Genomic DNA, 21,011 nt, shown 5'->3' with positions numbered 1-21,011 from the left:
ATAGTAATAAAAACGAAATATAACACAGGGGGAACGTCATGAGAAAACTACTTGCATTTATCGCACTAGCTTTAGTCTTGCTTGTCGCTGGATGTGGAGCACAAGAATCAACGGGGAAAGATACATCATCAAAAGAGGATAAGAAGAAAATTGCTCTCGTACTGCCTGAGAAAATTGGGGTTAACCCATTCTTCCAGCAAATGGATGAAGGGGCCAAAAAAGCAGCAGACGAATTTGGAGTGGAATTAAAGACAATCGAATCTACGGATCATTCAGCGATAGAAGAAAATCTTCGCGTAGCTGTAGCAGAAGGATATGATTTAATCATTACTTCATCATTTGAATCAGAAGATGCATTGAAAAAAGTAGCAACAGAAAATCCGGATCGTCAATTTGCAATTATTGATACGGTCGTCGACCTTCCAAATGTTCAAAGTGTTAATTTCAGAGAGCACGAAGCAGCGTTCTTGCTAGGAGCTGCAGCAGGCCTTTCTACCAAAAGTGATAAAGTGGGTATGGTAGTGGCTATGGATATTCCACTAATGAAAAAATGGACAGTTGCGTTTGAAGAAGGATTAAAGGAAACAAATCCAGACGCTGAGTTTTTAGTAAACTATGTTGGAAGCTTTACGGATCCGGCGAAAGCAAAAGAATTAGCGTTGTTGCAAGCTTCTAAGGGGGCAGACTTCGTTGCAGGAGCTGCTGCAGTCGGAGATCTGGGTGTATTTGAGGCAGCAAAAGAACAAGGAATCTTTACTTCTGGTCAGGACGTTGACCGTACAGAGGTAGATCCAGAGCACGTCGTTCTTTCACAGTTAAAAGGGACGGACGCTGCTGCATATGAAACAGTAAAAGCATTTGCAAACGGCGATTTTAAAACAGGCATTGTCGAGTATGGCTTGAAGGAAAAGGGCGTTGGCTTAACATATGTAACACATGAAAGCAAAACACCGCTTAACAGCTTTGTTGGACAAGAAGTTATTGACCAAGTAAAAGCACTTCACGAAGAAATTGTATCTGGAAAACGAGAAATCAAAAATCCACTGAGCAATTAATCTAATAGGCTATTACCGTTAGCATGGTTGTTAAAATCCTAAAGCCGATTTTAACGTGGAAATAGCTAGGTTCCGCTCTAGAATTTAGATTGCTGGCTCTTTTCTTCTTGAATTTATACTATTTCTTAAGGAAACTTAGTACAATCATTAACAAAGTTTAAGAAAAGAGCCATTTGAAAAAAGTAAACCGACTGCACAATGTAGTCGGTTTCCATTTTTAAAGGGGGGTAAAACCATGAGCGATGTGTTAGAAATGAAGGAAATGACCAAAAAGTACGGTGAGTTCCTTGCGAATGAAAGGATTTCGATACATCTGAAAAAAGGAGAGGTTTTGGCGATTGTCGGCGAAAATGGTGCCGGCAAGACAACCCTCATGCGGATGCTTTACGGTCTTGAACAGCCGACGAGCGGTGAAATAATATTGGGCGGTAAGAACATCAAATTTTCTGGACCACTGGATGCGATTGAAAATGGTATCGGTATGGTGCATCAGCACTTTATGTTGTTTTCAGATTTTTCCGTAACAGAAAATATTGTAATTGGGCATGAACCGAAACGTAATGGTTTCTTTAATAGAAAAGCAGCGGCAGAAAAAGTGAAAGAACTTAGCGAACAATATAAAATCAATGTCAATCCAATGAAAAAAGCTGGCGATTGCTCGATTGGTGAACAGCAGCGGATTGAAATTTTAAAAGTGTTATATCAGGGTGCGGATATTATTATTCTAGACGAACCAACAGCAGTCTTGACTCCGATTGAGGTTGAGGAACTGTTAAAAACGATTCAATTCTTAGCGGATCAAGGGAAAAGTATTATCTTAATTACGCACAAGCTGCCAGAGGTGATGAAAGTAGCGGATCAAATCACCGTGTTAAGAAATGGTAAAGTTACTGGAAATGTTTTAAAACAAAATACCAATGTCGAACAGTTGGCCACCTTGATGGTCGGGCGTGAACTTCAGAAACTTACCGACCGTATTCAAGTGAATGGCGAGCCGCTTCTTATGGTAGACAATCTTTCAATCGGCGGAAAAGATGAGAAACCAATTTTGGATCAACTCTCTTTAACAGTTCATCGCGGAGAGATTGTCGGGATTGCCGGAGTATCGGGGAATGGGCAGTCAGAGCTGATTCAGGCAATTTCAGGCTTGAGAAAAATCGATCGTGGCAGTGTCCGCTTAGGGGAGACAACCTTAACGGGAAAAAGTGTGGCCTCTAGAAGAAGTGCTGGTCTTGCTCATATTCCAGAAGACCGTTACCTGTGGGGCGCTGCAAAGGAAGCGACTGTCGAAGAAACAGGACTGATGGGCTATTATCGAAAGAAAATGTTCAATCAATCTTCCTTTATCCGACTAAGCCCATTTCGAAAGCTTGTTAGGGGATGGATTGAACGATTTGAAATTAAAACACCTTCCTTAGACGAAAAATCAGGAAATCTATCAGGCGGAAACTTGCAGAAACTTATTGTGGCACGTGAACTAGGATTTGAAACTGATTTTCTCATAGCAGCAGAACCGACCCGTGGTGTCGATATCGGCGCCATGGAATATATTCATGAAGCAATCATTGAGAAACGAAACAATGGAGAGGGAATTTTGCTTGTATCGTCTGAGTTATCGGAAATACTCGTTTTATCAGACCGGATTGCTGTTATGTACGAAGGGAAAATTGTTGATATTCTCGATCGAAAAGAAGCGACGGAAGAGAGATTAAGTGTACTTATGGCAGGAGGAAACGAGAATGAATCGCAAGCGTAAACTACAACAACTGCTTAGCTCGTTGGTACAGCCTCTTACGGCCGTGTTGATTGGGCTTTTGACAGGGGCAGTCGCTATTAGTCTAGTAGGGGCGTCTGTTTTGGAAACCTACAAAGTCATGTGGGACGGTGCATTCGGAAATTTCTACTTTGTTACCGCCACACTTGCTCGTGCCACTCCTATTATTTTCATCGGTTTAGGGCTGGCCATTGCTTTTCGAGCTGGTGTCTTTAATATGGGAGCAGAAGGGCAAATGGTGTTAGGTGCTGTCAGTGCTGCACTTGCGGCTTTATATGTTCCAGGACCAGGAATCATCAAAATACTAGCTGCACTCGCAGCTGGGTTTTTAGCCGGGGGCCTATGGTCGCTCCTTGCGGGATGGATGGAAACTAGATTTAAAGTACAGCTATTAATTTCAACGTTACTCTTAAACTATGTTGCGGTGTTATTTGCAGGTTATTTAGTTTCAGAGCCGTTCCAAGACATAAGTGGATCGGCTGCATTAGCGCAGACTCCGATGATTGATCAGATGGCATGGCTTCCTAAGTTATTCCAAGGTATGAGTGTTCATATGGGATTCGTCATTGCGATTGTTTTGGCGATTATCCTATTTATCATTCTGCGTTTCACTTCACTCGGATATGAAGTAAGAATGCTCGGATATAACCCGTTTTTTGCTGAGTATGGCGGAATTAACAAGATTAAGGTTCTATTGTTCAGCATGTTCTTTAGCGGCGGGATCGCTGGACTAGCGGGGACAGTTGAAGTCCTTGGTTCACAATATCGATATGTGGAAGGTTCCCTAACGGTGCCAGGTTATGCATGGACCGGGCTAATGGCAGCCCTTCTGGCAAATTCTAATCCTCTTGGTACAGCGGTAGCGGCGATTCTCCTTGCTGCACTTCAAACAGGTGCAATGGGAATGGAGCGAAATACCGAGGTTCCGCTTGAAATTGCCAGTGTAATTCAGGGTGTCCTTATCTTATTTGTAACAGCAAAAATCACCATCAATTGGTGGAAAGTAAAGAAGAAAGCGGGTGACATCCATGGAGCTGCTTGATCTCTCCTTTTTTACGTCAGCGATTCGAATGATTAGTCCGATTCTTTTGGCAGCTTTAGGAGGAGCCCTTTGTGCTCGCGTTGGAATTTTTAATGTTGGTCTTGAGGGCCTAATTTTAGCAGGTGCTTTTTCTGCCATCGTTGGAAATTATTTTAGCGGAAGTGTGCTTGTGGCCGTTTTAGTCGGTGCGTTAGGATCCGTCCTTGTTTCACTGCTATTTGGTTTGGCGGCCATTCGATTTAAAGCAAATCCAATCGTAGCAGGGATTGCAATCAACTTTTTAGTACTGGGTTTGACGACGTTTGGACTTCGGGCGATTTTTGATGTAAAAGGTGCCTTTTATGATAAAAACATGGAAGGACTGCAAAAGGTGGACATTCCGGTGATTGAAGGGATTCCTGTTGTAGGTAAACTTCTTTCTGGACATTCACCACTAGTTTATGTTGCTTTTCTAGCGGCAATATTGTTGTATATTTTCTTTTACCGTACGGTTACTGGTTTCCGAGTTCTTGCGGTGGGGAAAAATGAAGCAGCAGCAAGAAGCCTTGGCTTAAAGGTTACATTTTTACAGTACGGTTCAATTGTAGGATGTGGAATTCTTTGCGGTTTAGCTGGTGCTCAGCTTTCACTTGGTCAAGTGACTATGTTTACTGAGGGCATGACGGCTGGACGTGGCTTTATCGCTTTAGTGGCAATGATGCTAGGTCAATCTCATCCAATCGGGATCGTTGGATCTAGTCTTTTATTTGGGCTGATGGATGCGTTAAGTATCAGACTTCAAGGTTTTTCGATGCCAACCCAATTTACGGCAATGCTACCTTACATCATCACCATCATTGCGATGTTCTTCCTAAAGAACCGTGGTGCAGACTCACAGCTTTCAGGACAGCAAAGCTCTAGGTAAGAACAAGGAGGAAGGAAACGATGAATAAAGCAGAAAGAATTAAAAAGACGAGAGTTCCGGCGGTTGATCCGAAGCTCGCAAAGCGACTACCGCCTGGTCAGGCATTAACGGAACGTTTTCCGATTCTTCATGAAGGAGACGTGCCGGTTTATGATATGGAAAAATGGGATTTAAAGGTGTTTGGGGAAGTCGACAAAGAGGTCGTTCTCTCCTATGACCAAATCAAACAAATGCCACAGACAACCATTAAGGTAGACATTCACTGTGTTACACGCTGGTCTCGTTTTGACAATAGCTTTACCGGTGTCAAGTTCAGCGATTTTCTAAAGGTGATTGGAGTGACTCCTAAGAGCAAGTATGTGATGCTGCATGGTGATAATGATTATACAGCCAATATTGCTTTAGAGGATTTACTTAAAGAGGATGTTATCTTAGCACATTCGTTTGAAGGGGAACCGTTAACGGAAAAGCATGGTTGGCCACTAAGACTTGTTGTACCACATCTTTATTTTTGGAAAAGCGTAAAATGGATCCGCGGAATTGAGTTTATTGACGAAAACCAGCCAGGGTTCTGGGAACAAAACGGTTTCCATATCAATGGTGATCCATTTAAAGATGAAAGATTCTCAGGAGAAGATCTGCCAATACCAGAAGATGAATGGGAGCGAAAAGACTTTGACTAAACAATTGCCAAATTTAAAACTAACATCAGATAGCCTGCCCGATCGTGTCCTGGTATGCGGGGATCCAGGTCGTGCCAAAATTATCGCCGATTTATTGGACAACCCAGTTCAACTCGCTCAAAATCGTGAGTACCATACTTACAGCGGCAGTTGGAAGGGGAGTCAGGTTGCGGTAGTCAGCCATGGTGTTGGAGCACCAGGTGCGGCCGTATGTTTTGAAGAACTAATCATGGGTGGCGTACAGTCGATCATTCGTGTAGGAACTGCAGGTTCTTATCAAAAAGAGGTGACACCTGGAAGCCTTGTGGTCAGCACCGCGGTGGTGAGTTGTGATGGATTAACGAAACAAATTGTTCCTCCTGGTTTTCCAGCGGTTGCCGACCGTAAGATTGTTGAGGCATTAATGAATGCGGCAGTTTTAAATGAGGGAGATATTCCTGTAAATGAGGGGATTACCCTTACACTCGATGCCTTCTATTCAGGAGTAATCGAATTTCCACATCAGCTTTATAAAAAAGCGGGAGTACTAGCAGTCGACATGGAGAACTCTGCTTTGTTTGTTATTGCTTCTTTAAAAGGCGTAAAAGCTGGGGCGATTATGGCGATTGATGGCTATGCGGATGCTGAGCTGCGAGACGAATATAATCCACACAATGACTTGGTCGCGAGCGCTGTGGAAGCAGAAATGAAAATTGCCTTGAATGCAATCACAGCAATATAAGCTTTAGGTTTCGCTCGCTGAAACCTTGTAGATACGATTAAAAAAGCCGACTTATAATGCTCGGGCTTAATTGGATCCGGTGATTTGTCAATTGCAAAAAACTATATTACTATCTTTTTACAAAGGTATCGACAGATTGATAGGAAAAGTGTAAAATAAGTGAATCCTAAATATAAATCCACGTACTGTGGTCGAGGTTGTAGCACCCCTCGCTAAAAAAACTAAGACGAAGCAGCATTTCTCTTAGAGGTGCTGTTTTTTTGTTGTTCATCTTAGAGAGTAAAGGGAGAGTATTTTTGTGAGGATTTTATTGTATTTAGTTTCAATCGTTACGGCAAATGTAGTAACTGCAGCATTCGCACCATTTGTTATGGGGATATTCATCGTTCCAATGGGAACATTTTTAATCGGGGCCACATTTATCTTCCGTGACTTAGTGCAAAACAAGTACGGCAGAAAGAAAACCTATATGTTTATTGGGATAGCACTTTTAGCGTCGGCAGTAGTTTCGTCCATTTTAGGTGATACTTTGATCATCGTGCTAGCTTCTGCAGTTACTTTTGCGATTGCTGAAACAACCGATACTGAAATTTATTCAAGATTAAAATTGCCAATGAGCTTACGTGTTCTTTACAGCGGAATTGTCGGAGGGATCCTGGATTCTGCCATTTTCGTGGTTCTTGGTCTGAGCCCATTAGGTGCAAACTTCCTTCCATGGGAAGCTGTTCCAGCAGCAATCCTAGGTCAAGTTATTGTTAAAACAATCATCCAAGGAATTGCAGCGCTCATCATTCATCAAACGAATAACATGAGCAAAAATACAGTTGCTAATTAAGTTTAAAGCCCCAAACTCATTCATCCTGAGTTTGGGGCTTTTATTTTATATAAATCATAGTCCATCAACGTCTAGTACGGACTGTGGTAGTCATATATTCTTATGACTCTTGAATTTTTTAGAAAAGAGGTGTTTGTTATTATGTTTTCTGTTACCGGAATGCAGACTTTCACGTTCTTTTCAATGCCCCATATTTTGACGTTAATTCTCTTTGTTCTAACCTTTTTCCTTTTCGTGTACTACAGGCGTGGTCTTAAATCATATCAAAATCTCATAAAATGGACATTATTTACTATCTTAATTGTTTGTGAGGTTTCTTTCCATTTGTGGTTAATTCTAACGAACCAATGGGAAGTGGCTGATCTCCCATTACAGCTTTGTTCACTCAGTACGTTTTTATCGCTGTTTTTATTTTTGAAACCCAATCAAAAAGTGTTTAATCTGTTATTTTTCATCGGACTCCTTCCTGCGATATTAAGTATGGTCACACCGGATATCGTCTACCAATTTCCTCATTTTCGGTTCTTAAAATATTTCCTTCATCATTCCGCCATCCCACTAGCTGTATTGTACTTTATCCTCTTTGAAGGGTATCGAGTTCCTAGAAAGGCAGTTATATCAAGCTACCTTACTTTGAATGTGATTGCTGTACCCATTTTTTTCTTGAACCGGTTTTTGGACACTAATTTTTTCTTTTTAGCTAGCCCTTCAGAAACAGAAACCTTACTGTCATTCTTCGGTAGTGGAATCATGTATTACATTAGCCTTGAAATAGCCGCGATCATTGTGTTTATGATTACGTATATACCAATGGGTATTTTATTAAAAAGAGAGAAAGGTACTGCAAATTGAATGGCAAAGTGTACAGCTTATACAAAGAACCATACAGTTTCTACACAGGTTCTACAAAAAACCATACAGGTTCTACAATTAACCGTACAGTGCCAATAACAACACAACTGAATTGTGTCTAATTTAATTCTTCTATGTAAATAAAAGGAAAATACCTTCTCCTTCTCGAATATTTTTAAATAGCAACATGAAGTTGAAACATAAACTTCTAAATTAAGAGAGGAGAAGGGTAATGACGAACACAATTATTGAAAGCGCTTACGGTAAGCTGCAAGGAGAACAAATCAATGGTGTATTTACATGGAAGGGGATTCAATATGCGAAGCCTCCAGTGGGACCACTTAGGTTTCGTGCCCCGGAGCTGCCAGATTCTTGGGAAGGTATCCGCGATGCGACCTCCTTTGGACCAGTGGCTCCACAATCACAACGGGACATAATGGAGTTCTTTGGAAATGACATTTCGAATATGAGTGAGGATTGTCTGTACTTAAATGTTTGGTCACCAGCAGCGGATGATAAAAAGCGGCCAGTAATGGTTTGGATTCATGGCGGTGCTTTTGTGTCTGGATCAGGGTCTAGCAGCTGGTATGATGGTGCTTCGTTTGCTGCACAAGGTGATGTCGTTGTCGTGACGATTAATTACCGATTGGGTATTTTTGGCTTCCTTCACCTTGGAGAAATTGGGGGTGAGGAGTATGCGACTTCTGGAAATTGCGGCATTCAGGATCAGGTAGCAGCATTGCAATGGGTGCAGGAGAATATCGCGGCTTTTGGAGGAGATCCGAATAATGTAACCATATTTGGAGAATCCGCGGGGGCAATGAGCATTGGTGTGTTGCTTGGATTCCCATCAGCACAAGGTCTATTCCATAAAGCCATTCTCCAAAGTGGTGCAGCAGCAAATGTACATTCTTCAGAAAGAGCTACAAAAATAGCGGGTCAATTATTAGCCACTTTACAAGTTGAACCATCGAATCTATCAAAATTAGAAGAATTGCCAGTTGAACAGTTAATCCAAGCCTCCGACCTCGTTCCTCCGATGAGCTTAGGGCCAGTGATTGATGGTATTTCACTGCCAAGACAACCGGAAGAGGCGATTGAAGAGGGTTCTGCAAAGGATGTTACCCTCTTAATCGGGACGAATAAAGATGAATACAATATTTTTAGTGTTTTTGACCCTGAGTGGAAAAACGCAGATGAGACAAAGGTTACCGAGCTTTTTGAAAAAACTTTTGGACCACTGGTACCGCTTATTTCTAGTTATCTCGCAGGTAACAAGCCTTTATCCCAAGAACTCTATAACAAACTATTAACGATGAGTATCTTTACATACCCTGCACAAAAATTAGCACAACTGCAGGTAAAACAAGGTGCTCCTATTTGGATGTATCGTTTTGATTGGGAAACACCGGTATTTGGAGGTGCGCTTAAATCAACGCATGCCTTAGAAATTCCATTTGTGTTTAATACATTAGATACCCCAAATACGGATAATTTCACAGGATCATCTCCTGAACGTCAATTGGTAGCTAATCAAATGCACAGGGCATGGATTAATTTTGCGCGTAACGGCAATCCTGGTTCAGAAAACCTTCCTGAATGGCCGAAGTATAACCTGAATGAGAGATCAACGATGATTTTTAATATAGAAAGTACAGTAGAAAATGATCCAAACCGTGAAGAGCGGATGATTTGGGAACAGGCAACAATGATGATGAAATCCTTTAGTTAAACATAAGAAGTGCCAGGCAATTTCCTCAAATGGGAAAGGTGCCTGGCACTTTTACTGTCGTATCCTTATTTAAATTCTTTGTTGTTAAAAAATGATCACATATCAATTATAATTTATTAAAATACTAAAATATTTACATCATGATAAAGGAGAATCGAGTTGAAGAAGAGATGGGTGAGAATAAGTATAGCAGTTGTTTTGATTTTTATAATAGGAATGGCCCTTGCCGGCAATTATTTTTACAATGTCGGTATTAATCGCAGTCAAGAAGGACCGGACCTTCATGGAGGAGGCAGCTCGGCGGCGGCGGCTAGTATTGAAGGATCAGAGGATCAGCAGGCAAAGATAGAGGCGTTAATGAAATGGACAGAGCAGCAGAAGTTTGAAATCGTTCAGATGAAGTCTTATGATGGCTTAACATTAAAGGGGCGTTTTTTGAAGAATCCTAATTCTAACGGCAAAGTCGTGATTCTGGCTCATGGGTATAAGGGCAGCAGCGAACAAATGCCAGGGATTACAAAAGATTACTACGATATGGGATATGATGTACTAAAGCCAGACGCCAGAGGACATGCCATGAGTGAAGGAGACTATATCGGTTATGGATGGCATGATCGTAAGGATTATGTTGATTGGGTAGATTTTTTAATTAGAGAAAAGAAAGAGAATACTATTTTTCTCCACGGTTTTTCAATGGGTGCCGCAACCGTCCTGATGACTTCCGGTGAACAGCTACCAAAAGAAGTAAAAGGAATTATCGCAGATAGCGGGTATACCACGGTTAAGGCTGAATTATCCCATCAATTAAAATACCTCTATCACCTTCCAGCCTTTCCGCTCATGGAAGTGACGGGTGTCATTACGAAAATTCGAGCGGGATATACATTTGAAGAAGCTTCTGCATTAGAGAGCGTAAGGAAGAATAAACTCCCATTGTTTATTATACATGGAGACCAGGATGAGCTTGTCCCAACTGAAATGGGAACTGAAATTTATGAAGCGGCTTCTAGTGAAAAAGAGTTGTGGATCGTGAAAGGTGCCGGTCACACAGAGGCCTATAAGGTGTCTGAGGAAGAATATAAGAAAAGATTACAAAACTTTCTAGATCGTGCGAATCGAAAATAATTTAATAGGATTGTCTTACCATTGCTCCCTTCATCAAGGGAGTTTTCTTTTTTCTAATGTCGGAAGTTATATATACCCTATGGGTATTGGTCTAATCCTGGGACAATCAAGGTACATAGTATGAGATTGTGAGTTATTTAGTAATGACAAATGACCAATTCATTCGTGAATGAAAATGTTGAAAAAACAAATTAGGTGGGGGAATGAATGAAAATGAATGAACAAAAACATTACCGAGATGATTTGTTGGAATGGTGTTATGCTGTTGAGGAAAATTGGGATAGTATGAAACCGAGGTTTTTAAAACTCTATGACATCGAAATCATATCGGAATGGGAAGAATCTTGCCGCCTATTAAAAGCGAAGTTATCAAAAGACATAAATGCCGACATGGAGGACTATGAAACTGCAAAAAATTTATATGAAAAATGGGAACTGCTTTATAGAGAATCAATTGCTTATCCAGAAGAGCTTGAAGTCGAATCTGAAAATTATGTGGAAATGGATGGACAAATCCACATTGATGAAGATGATTTAGAAACAAACGCTCATCGTGAAGAGAGTGAGAGTGAATCTAAACAATATATTGACTTGGAGGAAGTAAACCAATACCGTGAAAATATGTTGGAATGGTGTAATAACCTGTATACAAATTGGAATAAAAATAAACCGAGGTTATCAGAGCTTGTTGATAACGAAATCTTAGAGACATGGGAAGGAATGTATTCCGAATTAACAGAGAGATTACAGGAAGACCTGCCGTTGGACTACGAAGTCTATGAAATAGCTAATACTTTATATGAACAATGGAAAAATCTTCTTGACGAATCGTATTCTAAAGAAGAGATTGAAGTTGGATGAGAAAATAAAGTATGGGAGTTCGCAAATTCTGATCAATCATAAGGGATAAATACAGAAAACTCCCTCTAAAAGTGGAGGGAGCTTTCTTACAAATACTTAAATGGTGAAAATGAGGAAAAAGGAGCAAATTTTGTATTTGTGTGGTCTATCCAGCTTTTTCATGTATAGTAGAGGAGAAGATAAAAAGGCAGAACTAATAAATGAAAGGCTGATCATATGAAGGTTGCAATTTTTGATTTTGATGGAACATTATTCCCTGAGGAGACTTTCCCGCTTTTGATGAGTCATTTAAAGAAACATCCTATCCATTTTCAGAAGTATCGTAAATTCTTCTTCAGAATACTACCTGTCTACCTAGCATATAAATGTAAGCTTTATCCCGAGCAAAAAATGAAAGAGTACTCTATGTGGTCTTATATAGCTGCATTTGGTTCTTCTACCAAATCAGAAATTGATGAGTTTTTTTCTCAAATTGGCGGGATGATGAGTCAAAACCTGAGTAATCACATGTTACATAGACTCGAGCAACATAAAAAAGATGGGTACTATACCATGCTTGTTTCGGGAGCATATGAGCCGCTCCTGAATTCGGTCACTGAGGATGTTACTTTTGATTGTATCATTGGAAGCAGTATTCCTTATGAGGATGAAAAACTAAGGAAGAATGCTTCAATAAACTATATATATGGTGAACGAAAAACTGAATTTATCAATAACCATTTATCGAACATGAAAGTTGACTGGCAAAACAGCTTTGCATATGGGGACAGTTACACAGATTTAAATGTTCTTGAATTAGTTGGAAATCCAGTAGCGGTCAACCCTGAACCTCGTCTATTAGAAATTGCTAATAATAAGAAATGGGAAATCATATCGTAACCAAACAGCTTATTGACAGACAAAACGAGAGCGTATCCTAATCAATGGATACGCTCTCGTTTTAGTTACAAGGTAGTTAAGACTATAACGACCACAAGCGGGACGATAACAATGATATAACCGATTGGATTACCAAAATTCAGGGTCCAGCCAACGCCAAATCGTTTTTCTACAAAAATAGAAGGATCATTTCGGTTGAAGTAAAAGAGTCCGCCTTTCCAGTGTGGGTCATCGTCGTAATCTGTTATTTCCTCTTCTGCCTCATCGACAGATTGTTTGTCTGAACGCCCTACTTTTATAGCAAAAACAATGGTTCCGGCTAATACTATTACTAGGAAAATAATTGGCGTTGCCATCATGACCGTACCTGCAAATAAATCAGGGTGAATCGTGGTTAATTGGAAGAAACTAAACATAACTGTTAGCAATAAACTAACTCCAAACATCAGCCAACTTGAGTTTTTCCGTAATGTTAGCTGACGAGTCCGTGATGCATTTAAACTGGTTGCACTTAATTTAAAACCAGATTTATTTTTTCCAAGATTGATTCCCAGGAACATTGCTTGCATAGCTAAAAGCGTTAGCGGCATTAAGATCGCTGACATTGGCGTTTTCTCTGTAAAGGCGTCCGCTTCACCATTTATTCCCCAGTGAGTTGGAATTTGTTCCGGCAATAGGTCATATTGGAAAATCGTATATCCGATGACCCCGACAGTAATCATCATTGGAAGTAAAAATACATACCAAGGTAGCATTTCATCTTGTGAACGAACCGTTAAATCAGATACTTTAACCTGTTTTAAGTTTTCCATCCAATTATTTTTCTTTTTTAATTGAAGGGTCTTTCCATGATAGAAAAAATATAGGGAAAAACTGAAAAGAATAATGCCAAATTGGATCAATATCCCGATTAACACGGTTTCTTCTTCACCGGGAGTACTTATCATTGCCCAAAGTATATAACTGGCTAGAACGATACATGAAAGAAGGGCAACCATGAATGTGTATCTCTTTTTATAAGATAATAGCTGTTCATTTTTTATGTGCTTTTCTGGGACGGTGACGCCAAAGATAATCGTCCGTTTTACTAAAAAGGGAATAGCTGTCTGGATACCAACCAGGATGAGGGAGATAAAAAGAAAAATGGCTAATGTCATATAAGTTCCTCCTTTGTTTTAGTTCTTTTTAAAGTCATTAATAATGGCGGCAACAAGCTCCTGAATTTGCTTTTCAGACATTCCGACCACAAGTGCTTCTGCAATGAGTGGCTGATATTCATTTTTTAGTCGATCGAAAGAGGATTCATTGAAATCTTGAGGATAAGAGATAATCGCGCCCGATTTCGGAACAATCTTGATGATTCCTTTTTTCTCTAATAGGTGATAGCTTTTGTTAACAGTATGCATGTTAACACCAAGGTCAGATGCAAAAGCCCTCACTGAAGGCAGCGTTTGACCTGGTTGAATCAAACCTCGAGCGATTCCTTCGACAATTTGATTGGATATTTGCTCATAAATAGGAATGTCAGAGTCGGGTTCAATTCTAATCATCATCTTCTTTCTCCTCCACATCTGTTCTACATTTATTATAACACATCTGTTCTATATAAACTAGAACAAAAGAAATAGTATTTTAATTTGCGAATAAAATAGAATCGAATTCACTTGAAACATTCCAATTATTGTATTAGAATTACGGTTGTACTCAGAATAATCAAATAAACTGAATAATTCAATTGCTAGGGGATCCCTTGATAAGGGCTGAGAATAAAGTAGTTACTTTTAAACCCTCAAAACCTGAACAGGTTAGAACCTGCGTAGGAAAGTAGAGAATGTGTTTGTACTTGTTTGCATGTGAACAAATTTCAAACCAAACCACTTTTCTATTTAGGAAAGTGGTTTTTTTATTGAAAAAAATGCTGATAGAATTGATACTTTATGATTTTTTAAGGAGGTGTCTAAGGTTTTTAATTGGATTTAAGGAGAGATAAACGTGAAGCTAATAGCAGTAACAGATGATAGGCAATCAGTACGTGATTTAGCATCTAAAATCATTGGGTTAATAGAAAGAATAGATTTTGTCCAAATACGCGAAAAAACAAAAACAGCTCATGAAATCATCACTTTGCTCCAATATATGGAGGAGGGTGGTGTTGATAAAGATAAAATCATCCTAAATGACCGTTTGGATATTGCTTTGTTAATGGGTATCCAAAGAGTTCACTTACCAGAAAAAGGTCTCCCTGTAAAAATGGTTAAACAAAATTTTCCTCAAATAAGGGTTGGACGCTCTGTTCATTCTTATGAGGGAGCAAAGAAAGCGGAAAGAGATGGCGCGGACTATTGTTTATATGGTCATTGCTTTGAGACGTATAGTAAAAAAGGAAAGAATCCAAATGGCATTCAGCCTATTCTTAAAATCAAAGAGGAGCTAAGAATCCCTGTTTATGCTATTGGTGGAATTACATTGAATAAAATAGACACATTGCAACAAGTGAAAGCAGATGGTATAGCGGTGATGTCAGGAATTTTTTTCGCAGAAGATCCATTTTTTTCAACAAAAAAGTATTATGAGGCGATAAAACATGAATCAAAAATTTGATGTAGCCATAATTGGAGGCGGAATAATTGGTTGCTCAATTGCTTACTATTTAGCAAAGGAAAAGATGAATGTAGCATTGTTTGAAGGCAATCAAATAGGTTCGAAATCGACAAGTGCTGCAGGTGGTATGCTTGGTGCTCACTCTGAATGTGACGGGGATATTGATGTGTTTTTCCATTTTGCAAGAAGCAGTCAGAATGCCTACTTCCAACTTAAGGATGAATTAAATCATATGAGCGGTTTCAATATAGGGTACAGAAAAGGGGGGATTTTAAAGCTTGCTTATAATGAACCTGATGCATTTGGGCTTCGCTCCATCTTATCCCAACCGACTGTAAAATGGCTCGATAAAGAGGCAGTATGGGAGATGGAACCAGATGTTTCTTCCAATCTATTAGGAGCAGCCTACATTGAAGAAGATGTCAATGTTATGCCAAATGCTGTTTGCCAGGCTTTTGCCAAAAGTGCCCAAATACTTGGGGCTTCTCTTTTCGAATTTTCCCCTGTACTAGATATTCAAAAGAAAGATCATAGCTTCTTGATCCAAACAGCAACAAGTCATGCTGAAGCCAGGCATGTTGTGGTAGCCAGCGGGGTTTGGAGTACAAAATTTTTTAAACAGCTTGGGTTAGACCATCAATTGACTCCTGTAAAAGGGGAATGCCTTTCTGTAATAGATGAAAAAGCGACTTTAAAACATACCATCTTTTATGATCACTGTTATATTGTGCCGAGAAATAACGGAAGGCTCGTGATTGGAGCAACCATGATTACGAATGACTGGAATGAAAGAGTTAGTCTTAATGGGATTGAGACTATCATTGCGAAGGCAAAAACGATGCTTCCGACTGTCGCAGATATGAAAATGGATTCATTTTGGGCTGGATTACGTCCGCAAACATTTGATCAAAAACCATTCATCGGCCACCATCCTGAAGAGGAAGGGATATTATTTGCTACAGGGCATTATCGAAATGGAATCCTGCTTGCTCCTGCAACGGGGCAGATGATTCGCGATTTGATACTTAAAAGACAAATAAAAAGCGAATGGGTGGAGGCCTTTAAAATCGACCGCCATCAGCCATTGCTGTTAAGTAGGTGAAAAAATGTCCATTACATTAAATGGAAAGAGTGTTGACCTTCTTGAGGGAGTCATTACGGTGGAACAATTACTTTCCCACTATCATTTAGAAAACCGTATTGTCATAGTTGAGGTCAACAAGGAAATTGTTATGAAAGAAAACTATAAAACAATCAGTCTCTTGCATGGGGATGTCGTTGAAATTATTCATTTTGTAGGAGGAGGATGAAACATGTTAAAAATAGCCGATCGTACATTTCAATCAAGACTTTTATTAGGAACTGGTAAATATCCATCATTTGATATTCAAAAACAGGCGGTAGAAGTATCCGAAGCAGAAATTTTAACCTTTGCTGTTAGAAGAATGAATATTTTTTCAGATAAGCAGCCAAATTTTCTTGAACAACTAGATTTGTCTAAATATACGCTTCTTCCTAATACGGCTGGTGCAAAAACAGCTGAAGAGGCGGTGCGGATTGCGAAACTGGCAAAAGCTTCTGGATTATGTGACATGATTAAAGTAGAAGTAATTGGAGATGACCGAACACTTTTACCAGATCCTGTTGAAACATTAAAGGCCTCAGAAATGTTATTGGAAGAAGGATTTATTGTTTTGCCATATACATCCGATGATGTTGTATTAGCAAGACGTCTTGAAGAACTTGGGGTACACGCTGTAATGCCAGCTGCATCACCGATTGGTTCTGGTAAGGGAATTATCAATCCACTTTACTTAAAATTTATTATTGAACAGTCTTCGATTCCGGTGATCATTGATGCGGGTATTGGTTCTCCTAAAGATGCAGCCTTTGCGATGGAGCTTGGTGCGGACGGAGTGTTACTAAATACAGCCGTTTCAGGTGCGAAAGATCCTGTTAAAATGGCTCAGGCAATTAAGTTGGCAGTAACAGCAGGGAGATTAGGATTTGAAGCTGGAAGAATAGAAGAAAAGGAGTATGCGATAGCGAGCAGTCCAACAACTGGGATGGTGACATCTTGACAAAGCGGTATTTAAGACAGGAGTTATTTTTAGGAAGAAAGGCACAAGCGACAATAAAAGAGGCAAGTGTAATCATCATTGGTGCAGGAGCTCTTGGATCTGCAAGTGCTGAAATGTTAGTAAGAGCCGGGATCGGGCGCCTGACGATCGTCGATCGAGATTATGTCGATCTGAGCAATTTACAAAGGCAGCAATTATATACGGAAGAAGACGTAAGAAATCAATTACCAAAAGCCATAGCTGCCAAAACAAGACTCGAACAAATCAACAGCGAAATTATTATTAATAGTTTCATAGAGGATGTTAACGGACTGAATATTGAAGAATTGATAAAAGATCATTCAGTGATCGTGGATGCAACTGATAATTTTGAAACTAGTTTAATTGTGAATGATGCCGCTGTGAAACATGGAATTCCGTTTCTATTTGGAGCATGTGTTGGAAGTTATGGACTTGCATATCCGATTATTCCGGGAGAAACACCTTGTTTACACTGTTTATTAAATCATTTGCCAATGGATGGGATGACCTGTGATACCGTTGGCGTGATAAGTCCGATCGTTCAAATTACTGCGGCATTGCAGGTTACACAAGTTTTACAGATTCTCTCCGGTGAAACACTTTCTCCGATGCTTCAATCCATGGATATTTGGAAAAATGAAAAAGCGGAGATCAATGTGAATCAGTTAAAAAACAAACTTTGTCCAACATGCGGAGAACAACCATCCCATCCTTTTTTATTGTTTGAAAACCAGATGAAAACAGATGTCTTATGTGGAAGAGATGCTGTCCAACTTCGTCCAGGGCTGAAGCCGAATACATATTCACTCCCTCACTTGTTGGAGAGATTGGAGAATCATGTTACTAATCCAGTATTAAATGAATATTTGCTTTCCTGTAACTTTGAGGATTATCGAATTGTTTTCTTTAAGGATGGCCGTGCGATTATACACGGTACCAATGAGGCCAAAAAGGCACGAGCAGTCTATAACCGATTCATTCAATTTTAATAGGATTTGGTTTGATGGTGGACCAAGATACAAAAAAGCGTACAGTTTCTACAAAAAACTGTACAGTTTATACAAAAGGTCATATAGTTTCAACAAAACGAGAGCGTTCCTGAATAATGGATACGCTCTCGCTTTACTACTGATACTTCCTCAAATGTATGATTTTGAGTCTATTTAGGACTTACTATATCTTTTTTTGGATATGTGTAGCCTATGTACCTTTTTCATGTATAGTAGAGTAGAACTATATGCAGAACGAATCATAACGGCTTTTCTATAGAAGTGGAGGATATGGATGAGAAAAATTATTTTGACGACAGAGAGTGGTGCAGATTTACCAGTTGAATTAGCTGTCAAACATAATGTACACGTGGTTCCAATGCACGTAATCATGGAAGGAAAGGATCATTTAGATGGTTCATTACCTGTAACGGATATTTATGATTATTACGAACGGACAAAGAAAATACCTTCAACGACATCAACCAATTCCCATGAATATCTTGAATTTTTCACAAAAATCAAGAATGATTTTCCTGATTGCGTCATCATACATATTGGTTATACGTCAAAAGCATCTTCTTCCTTCCAAAATGCGATCATCGCAACGGAAGAGTTGGATGATATTTTCCTAATTGATGCTTTGAACGTAACAGGTGGATTAACAGCGATTGTGATGTATGCGGTTACCTTGTTAGAGAATGAACCTTCGATTGAGCATGACCAATTAGTCGAGAAGATTGAATCAAAGGTTCCTAAATCAAGATTGGCTTTCGTCCCAGGAAGCTTGGAATTTTTAAGAGCAGGGGGTCGGGTTAGTAATCTAGCGTATCTAGGTGGGGCCCTGTTAAAAATAAAGCCGCGAATTGAATTAATTGATGGAAATCTTGTTTCAACAAAAAAATATCGTGGAAAAATGGATGTTGTTTCAGAAAAACTAATGCGTGATTATTTAGATCAATACGATATTGATAGAGGACAACTTTATCTTCTTTACTCGATCGGACTTGATGAAAAGATTAAGCAGGGGATGGATGAAATCGCAATTGAAACTGGTTTTAAAAATGTAAAATGGATTCAAGCCGGCTCCATGATATCTACTCATGCTGGACCTGGGGGCTTCGGAATAGCAGGCTTGGAAGTTTAGGAAATGATTAGATTTTACACAGCACTAGAATATTTGACAAAGAAAACAAGGAAGGCAATGAGCGGTCTAGCCTAATAGAAAGATGGCTAGATCCGTAATTTTTAGTCAATCATAAAATTAATTAATTTACCCATTAAATTACATTTGACTTATTTAACTGTAAAAATTAATATTACAGTATAGCCGTTGAGTTTAGCTCTCTAAATTAATTTTAAAAGACATGTTTTTATTGCTTCTTAACTGTAATATTTTTCGTTACATTTAGGCTATTAAGCAATGGTTGAATAATAAAAAGGGAGTGTGTAAAGGTATGGTAACTGTATTTACAACACCGAGCTGTGGTTCTTGTCGAAAATCAAAGGCGTGGTTGGAGGAACATCAGATTGAATATATTGAAAGAAACATAATAGCTAATCCGCTTACGATCGATGAGATTAAATCAATTCTTCGCCTGACAGAAGAAGGGACGGACGAGATTATTTCAACGACCTCAAAAGTTTTTCAGGAATTGAATGTCGATATTGAATCTCTGCCACTTAACGAATTATATAAATTAATAATCAACAATCCCAAAATGTTACGCCGGCCAATCATCATAGATGAAAAAAGATTACAAGTTGGATATAACGAGGACGAAATAAGCAGGTTTTTACCGCGCAGGCTTCGTACATTTGTAAACACCGAATCGCAAAAAGCAGCTAATTAATAGGCAGATAAATTGAAGTTACGTTGTCCAATCTGTTACGTTTATCATTACAGTATAGGAAATGTTATAATCGTTAATAGTAGCAATATCTAATAGAAAAATGATGAATGTATAGGAGGCAGGTCATGAACAGTGATTTTACACTTGCCATTCACAGTTTAACTCTACTTGCATTACAGCCAGACCGCATGTCAACAAGTGAATATATTGCAGAAAGTGCCGGTGTCCACCCAGTTCGTATTCGTAAAGTATTAAGTTTATTAAAAAAACATGGTTTTATTAAATCAAAAGAAGGAACAGGCGGGGGATTTATATTTGCTTTAGAGCTTAGTGAGGTTAATCTCTGGGACATCTATAAGATTACTTCTGAAGGTGCGCTTCAGCCTAAATGTCCTGAATCGAACGAGCAGTGCATTGTCGGGGCAAATATGCAAAGTGTCTTGTTTACCATTTTTTTGGGTGCTGAAGACCATTTGGGTGAATATTTAAAGAACTACACCATTAGAGAAATTGTTGATCTTATTAATAAAAAACAATAAAGACTTGGCAACAAGTTTCTTTCTAATTTAACTGTAATAAATTTAATTACAGTAAAAGAGGTCATTCATCATTTAGTAGTACTATACTTTTCCAAGCAGGTGAAAAATATGTTGAGTAATAATCAATTTCCAATGTTAGAAACAGGTGATTGGGTTAAGGGAAATTTGCTGAGTGGGGAATTAATCATAGGTTATATTGAATCGCTGAGCAATGTAGAAGGGGTGGCAAAGGTTACGGTTGTGACAAGTGACAACAAAGACATAATCGGCAGAACAATTGCATTATTAACTAACCAGCTAAAACATTTACCTGCTGCAAATGTCACTAATAAGGAACAAATCCTTTTCCTAATTGACTTGGCGTTATTATCCGGTGATGAAGAATGGTTTAATGAGTTATCAGCCAAATTACATTCAATCAATCAGCTGGTGAAGGAAGTTAATGCTTAAGGAGACATTCATTT

General features: G+C 39.2%; 23 protein-coding genes and 1 riboswitch. Of the genes, 21 read left to right on the top strand and 2 right to left on the bottom strand.

All coding sequences use genetic code 11. The features are described from left to right. The first annotated feature begins 38 nt into the window (after positions 1 to 38). From ABC255_RS17680 to ABC255_RS17625, 12 genes are all read left to right on the top strand, one after another. Positions 39 to 1,055, top strand: coding sequence for a BMP family protein (locus tag ABC255_RS17680; protein ID WP_412995505.1), 1,017 nt, complete (start codon positions 39 to 41; stop codon positions 1,053 to 1,055). 235 nt (positions 1,056 to 1,290) lie between these two features. Beyond that, positions 1,291 to 2,811, top strand: coding sequence for an ABC transporter ATP-binding protein (locus ABC255_RS17675; protein WP_412995503.1), 1,521 nt, complete (start codon positions 1,291 to 1,293; stop codon positions 2,809 to 2,811). Continuing rightward, a complete protein-coding gene (locus tag ABC255_RS17670; RefSeq protein WP_412995501.1) occupies positions 2,795 to 3,871 on the top strand; it encodes an ABC transporter permease in 1,077 nt (358 codons plus the stop codon). Before ABC255_RS17675 ends, ABC255_RS17670 begins: the two co-directional genes overlap by 17 nt. After that, positions 3,858 to 4,775 (top strand): ABC transporter permease, encoded by a 918-nt coding sequence (locus ABC255_RS17665; RefSeq protein ID WP_412995499.1) that lies wholly within the window; start codon positions 3,858 to 3,860, stop codon positions 4,773 to 4,775. Before ABC255_RS17670 ends, ABC255_RS17665 begins: the two co-directional genes overlap by 14 nt. A 20-nt stretch (positions 4,776 to 4,795) precedes the next feature. Next, positions 4,796 to 5,458, top strand: a complete 663-nt coding sequence (locus ABC255_RS17660; RefSeq protein ID WP_412995497.1) for a sulfite oxidase-like oxidoreductase — start codon at positions 4,796 to 4,798, stop codon at positions 5,456 to 5,458. Then, positions 5,430 to 6,179, top strand: coding sequence for a nucleoside phosphorylase (locus ABC255_RS17655; RefSeq protein ID WP_412995496.1), 750 nt, complete (start codon positions 5,430 to 5,432; stop codon positions 6,177 to 6,179). Before ABC255_RS17660 ends, ABC255_RS17655 begins: the two co-directional genes overlap by 29 nt. A 298-nt stretch (positions 6,180 to 6,477) precedes the next feature. Next, positions 6,478 to 7,014: a VUT family protein gene (locus ABC255_RS17650; RefSeq protein WP_412995494.1), complete on the top strand. Its 537-nt coding sequence runs from the start codon at positions 6,478 to 6,480 to the stop codon at positions 7,012 to 7,014. A gap of 141 nt (positions 7,015 to 7,155) precedes the next feature. Further along, a complete protein-coding gene (locus ABC255_RS17645; protein WP_412995492.1) occupies positions 7,156 to 7,866 on the top strand; it encodes a YwaF family protein in 711 nt (236 codons plus the stop codon). A 232-nt stretch (positions 7,867 to 8,098) separates the two neighbouring features. Then, positions 8,099 to 9,598: a carboxylesterase/lipase family protein gene (locus ABC255_RS17640; protein WP_412995490.1), complete on the top strand. Its 1,500-nt coding sequence runs from the start codon at positions 8,099 to 8,101 to the stop codon at positions 9,596 to 9,598. Between the two features lie 159 nt (positions 9,599 to 9,757). Continuing rightward, on the top strand, positions 9,758 to 10,723 hold the full coding sequence (locus ABC255_RS17635; protein ID WP_412995488.1) for an alpha/beta hydrolase: 966 nt from the start codon (positions 9,758 to 9,760) through the stop codon (positions 10,721 to 10,723). 207 nt (positions 10,724 to 10,930) lie between these two features. Continuing rightward, positions 10,931 to 11,584, top strand: coding sequence for a hypothetical protein (locus ABC255_RS17630; protein WP_412995486.1), 654 nt, complete (start codon positions 10,931 to 10,933; stop codon positions 11,582 to 11,584). A 216-nt stretch (positions 11,585 to 11,800) separates the two neighbouring features. After that, the gene (locus ABC255_RS17625) at positions 11,801 to 12,463 is read left to right on the top strand and encodes an HAD family hydrolase (RefSeq protein WP_412995484.1); all 663 of its coding nucleotides are present in this window, start codon (positions 11,801 to 11,803) and stop codon (positions 12,461 to 12,463) included. Positions 12,464 to 12,528: 65 nt separating this feature from the next. Here ABC255_RS17625 and ABC255_RS17620 read toward each other — a convergent pair whose 3' ends face one another. Together ABC255_RS17620 and ABC255_RS17615 are read right to left on the bottom strand one after the other, a co-directional pair. Then, a complete protein-coding gene (locus ABC255_RS17620) occupies positions 12,529 to 13,620 on the bottom strand; it encodes a DUF1648 domain-containing protein (protein WP_412995482.1) in 1,092 nt (363 codons plus the stop codon). 18 nt (positions 13,621 to 13,638) lie between these two features. Continuing rightward, a complete protein-coding gene (locus tag ABC255_RS17615) occupies positions 13,639 to 14,016 on the bottom strand; it encodes a GntR family transcriptional regulator (protein ID WP_412995480.1) in 378 nt (125 codons plus the stop codon). Positions 14,017 to 14,193: 177 nt separating this feature from the next. After that, a riboswitch (TPP riboswitch) is annotated at positions 14,194 to 14,303 on the top strand. Positions 14,304 to 14,455: 152 nt separating this feature from the next. On the opposite strand from ABC255_RS17615, the gene ABC255_RS17610 reads away from it, so the two are divergent. From ABC255_RS17610 to ABC255_RS17570, 9 genes are all read left to right on the top strand, one after another. After that, positions 14,456 to 15,064 (top strand): thiamine phosphate synthase, encoded by a 609-nt coding sequence (locus tag ABC255_RS17610; protein ID WP_412995478.1) that lies wholly within the window; start codon positions 14,456 to 14,458, stop codon positions 15,062 to 15,064. Then, a complete protein-coding gene (gene thiO / locus ABC255_RS17605; RefSeq protein ID WP_412995476.1) occupies positions 15,048 to 16,166 on the top strand; it encodes a glycine oxidase ThiO in 1,119 nt (372 codons plus the stop codon). The genes ABC255_RS17610 and thiO overlap by 17 nt, the downstream gene beginning before the upstream one ends. Before the next feature lie 4 nt (positions 16,167 to 16,170). After that, the gene (gene thiS, locus ABC255_RS17600) at positions 16,171 to 16,374 is read left to right on the top strand and encodes a sulfur carrier protein ThiS (protein ID WP_412995474.1); all 204 of its coding nucleotides are present in this window, start codon (positions 16,171 to 16,173) and stop codon (positions 16,372 to 16,374) included. A gap of 3 nt (positions 16,375 to 16,377) precedes the next feature. Beyond that, complete coding sequence (locus tag ABC255_RS17595; protein ID WP_412995472.1) at positions 16,378 to 17,145, top strand: thiazole synthase; 768 nt, start codon at positions 16,378 to 16,380, stop codon at positions 17,143 to 17,145. Then, positions 17,142 to 18,155, top strand: a complete 1,014-nt coding sequence (locus ABC255_RS17590; protein ID WP_412995470.1) for a ThiF family adenylyltransferase — start codon at positions 17,142 to 17,144, stop codon at positions 18,153 to 18,155. Before ABC255_RS17595 ends, ABC255_RS17590 begins: the two co-directional genes overlap by 4 nt. A gap of 295 nt (positions 18,156 to 18,450) precedes the next feature. After that, the gene (locus ABC255_RS17585) at positions 18,451 to 19,302 is read left to right on the top strand and encodes a DegV family protein (protein WP_412995468.1); all 852 of its coding nucleotides are present in this window, start codon (positions 18,451 to 18,453) and stop codon (positions 19,300 to 19,302) included. 310 nt (positions 19,303 to 19,612) lie between these two features. After that, entirely contained in the window at positions 19,613 to 20,008 is a 396-nt protein-coding gene (spxA, locus tag ABC255_RS17580) for a transcriptional regulator SpxA (protein ID WP_412995466.1), read from the top strand. A gap of 125 nt (positions 20,009 to 20,133) precedes the next feature. Further along, on the top strand, positions 20,134 to 20,547 hold the full coding sequence (locus tag ABC255_RS17575; protein WP_412995464.1) for an RrF2 family transcriptional regulator: 414 nt from the start codon (positions 20,134 to 20,136) through the stop codon (positions 20,545 to 20,547). A 108-nt stretch (positions 20,548 to 20,655) separates the two neighbouring features. Beyond that, the gene (locus tag ABC255_RS17570; RefSeq protein WP_412995462.1) at positions 20,656 to 20,997 is read left to right on the top strand and encodes an IDEAL domain-containing protein; all 342 of its coding nucleotides are present in this window, start codon (positions 20,656 to 20,658) and stop codon (positions 20,995 to 20,997) included. Positions 20,998 to 21,011 lie beyond the last annotated feature (14 nt).

This window comes from Neobacillus canaveralius, from assembly GCF_047237705.1.
GTDB lineage: Bacteria > Bacillota > Bacilli > Bacillales > Cytobacillaceae > Neobacillus > Neobacillus niacini_K.
This window is presented reverse-complemented; position numbering and strand designations above follow the sequence as displayed.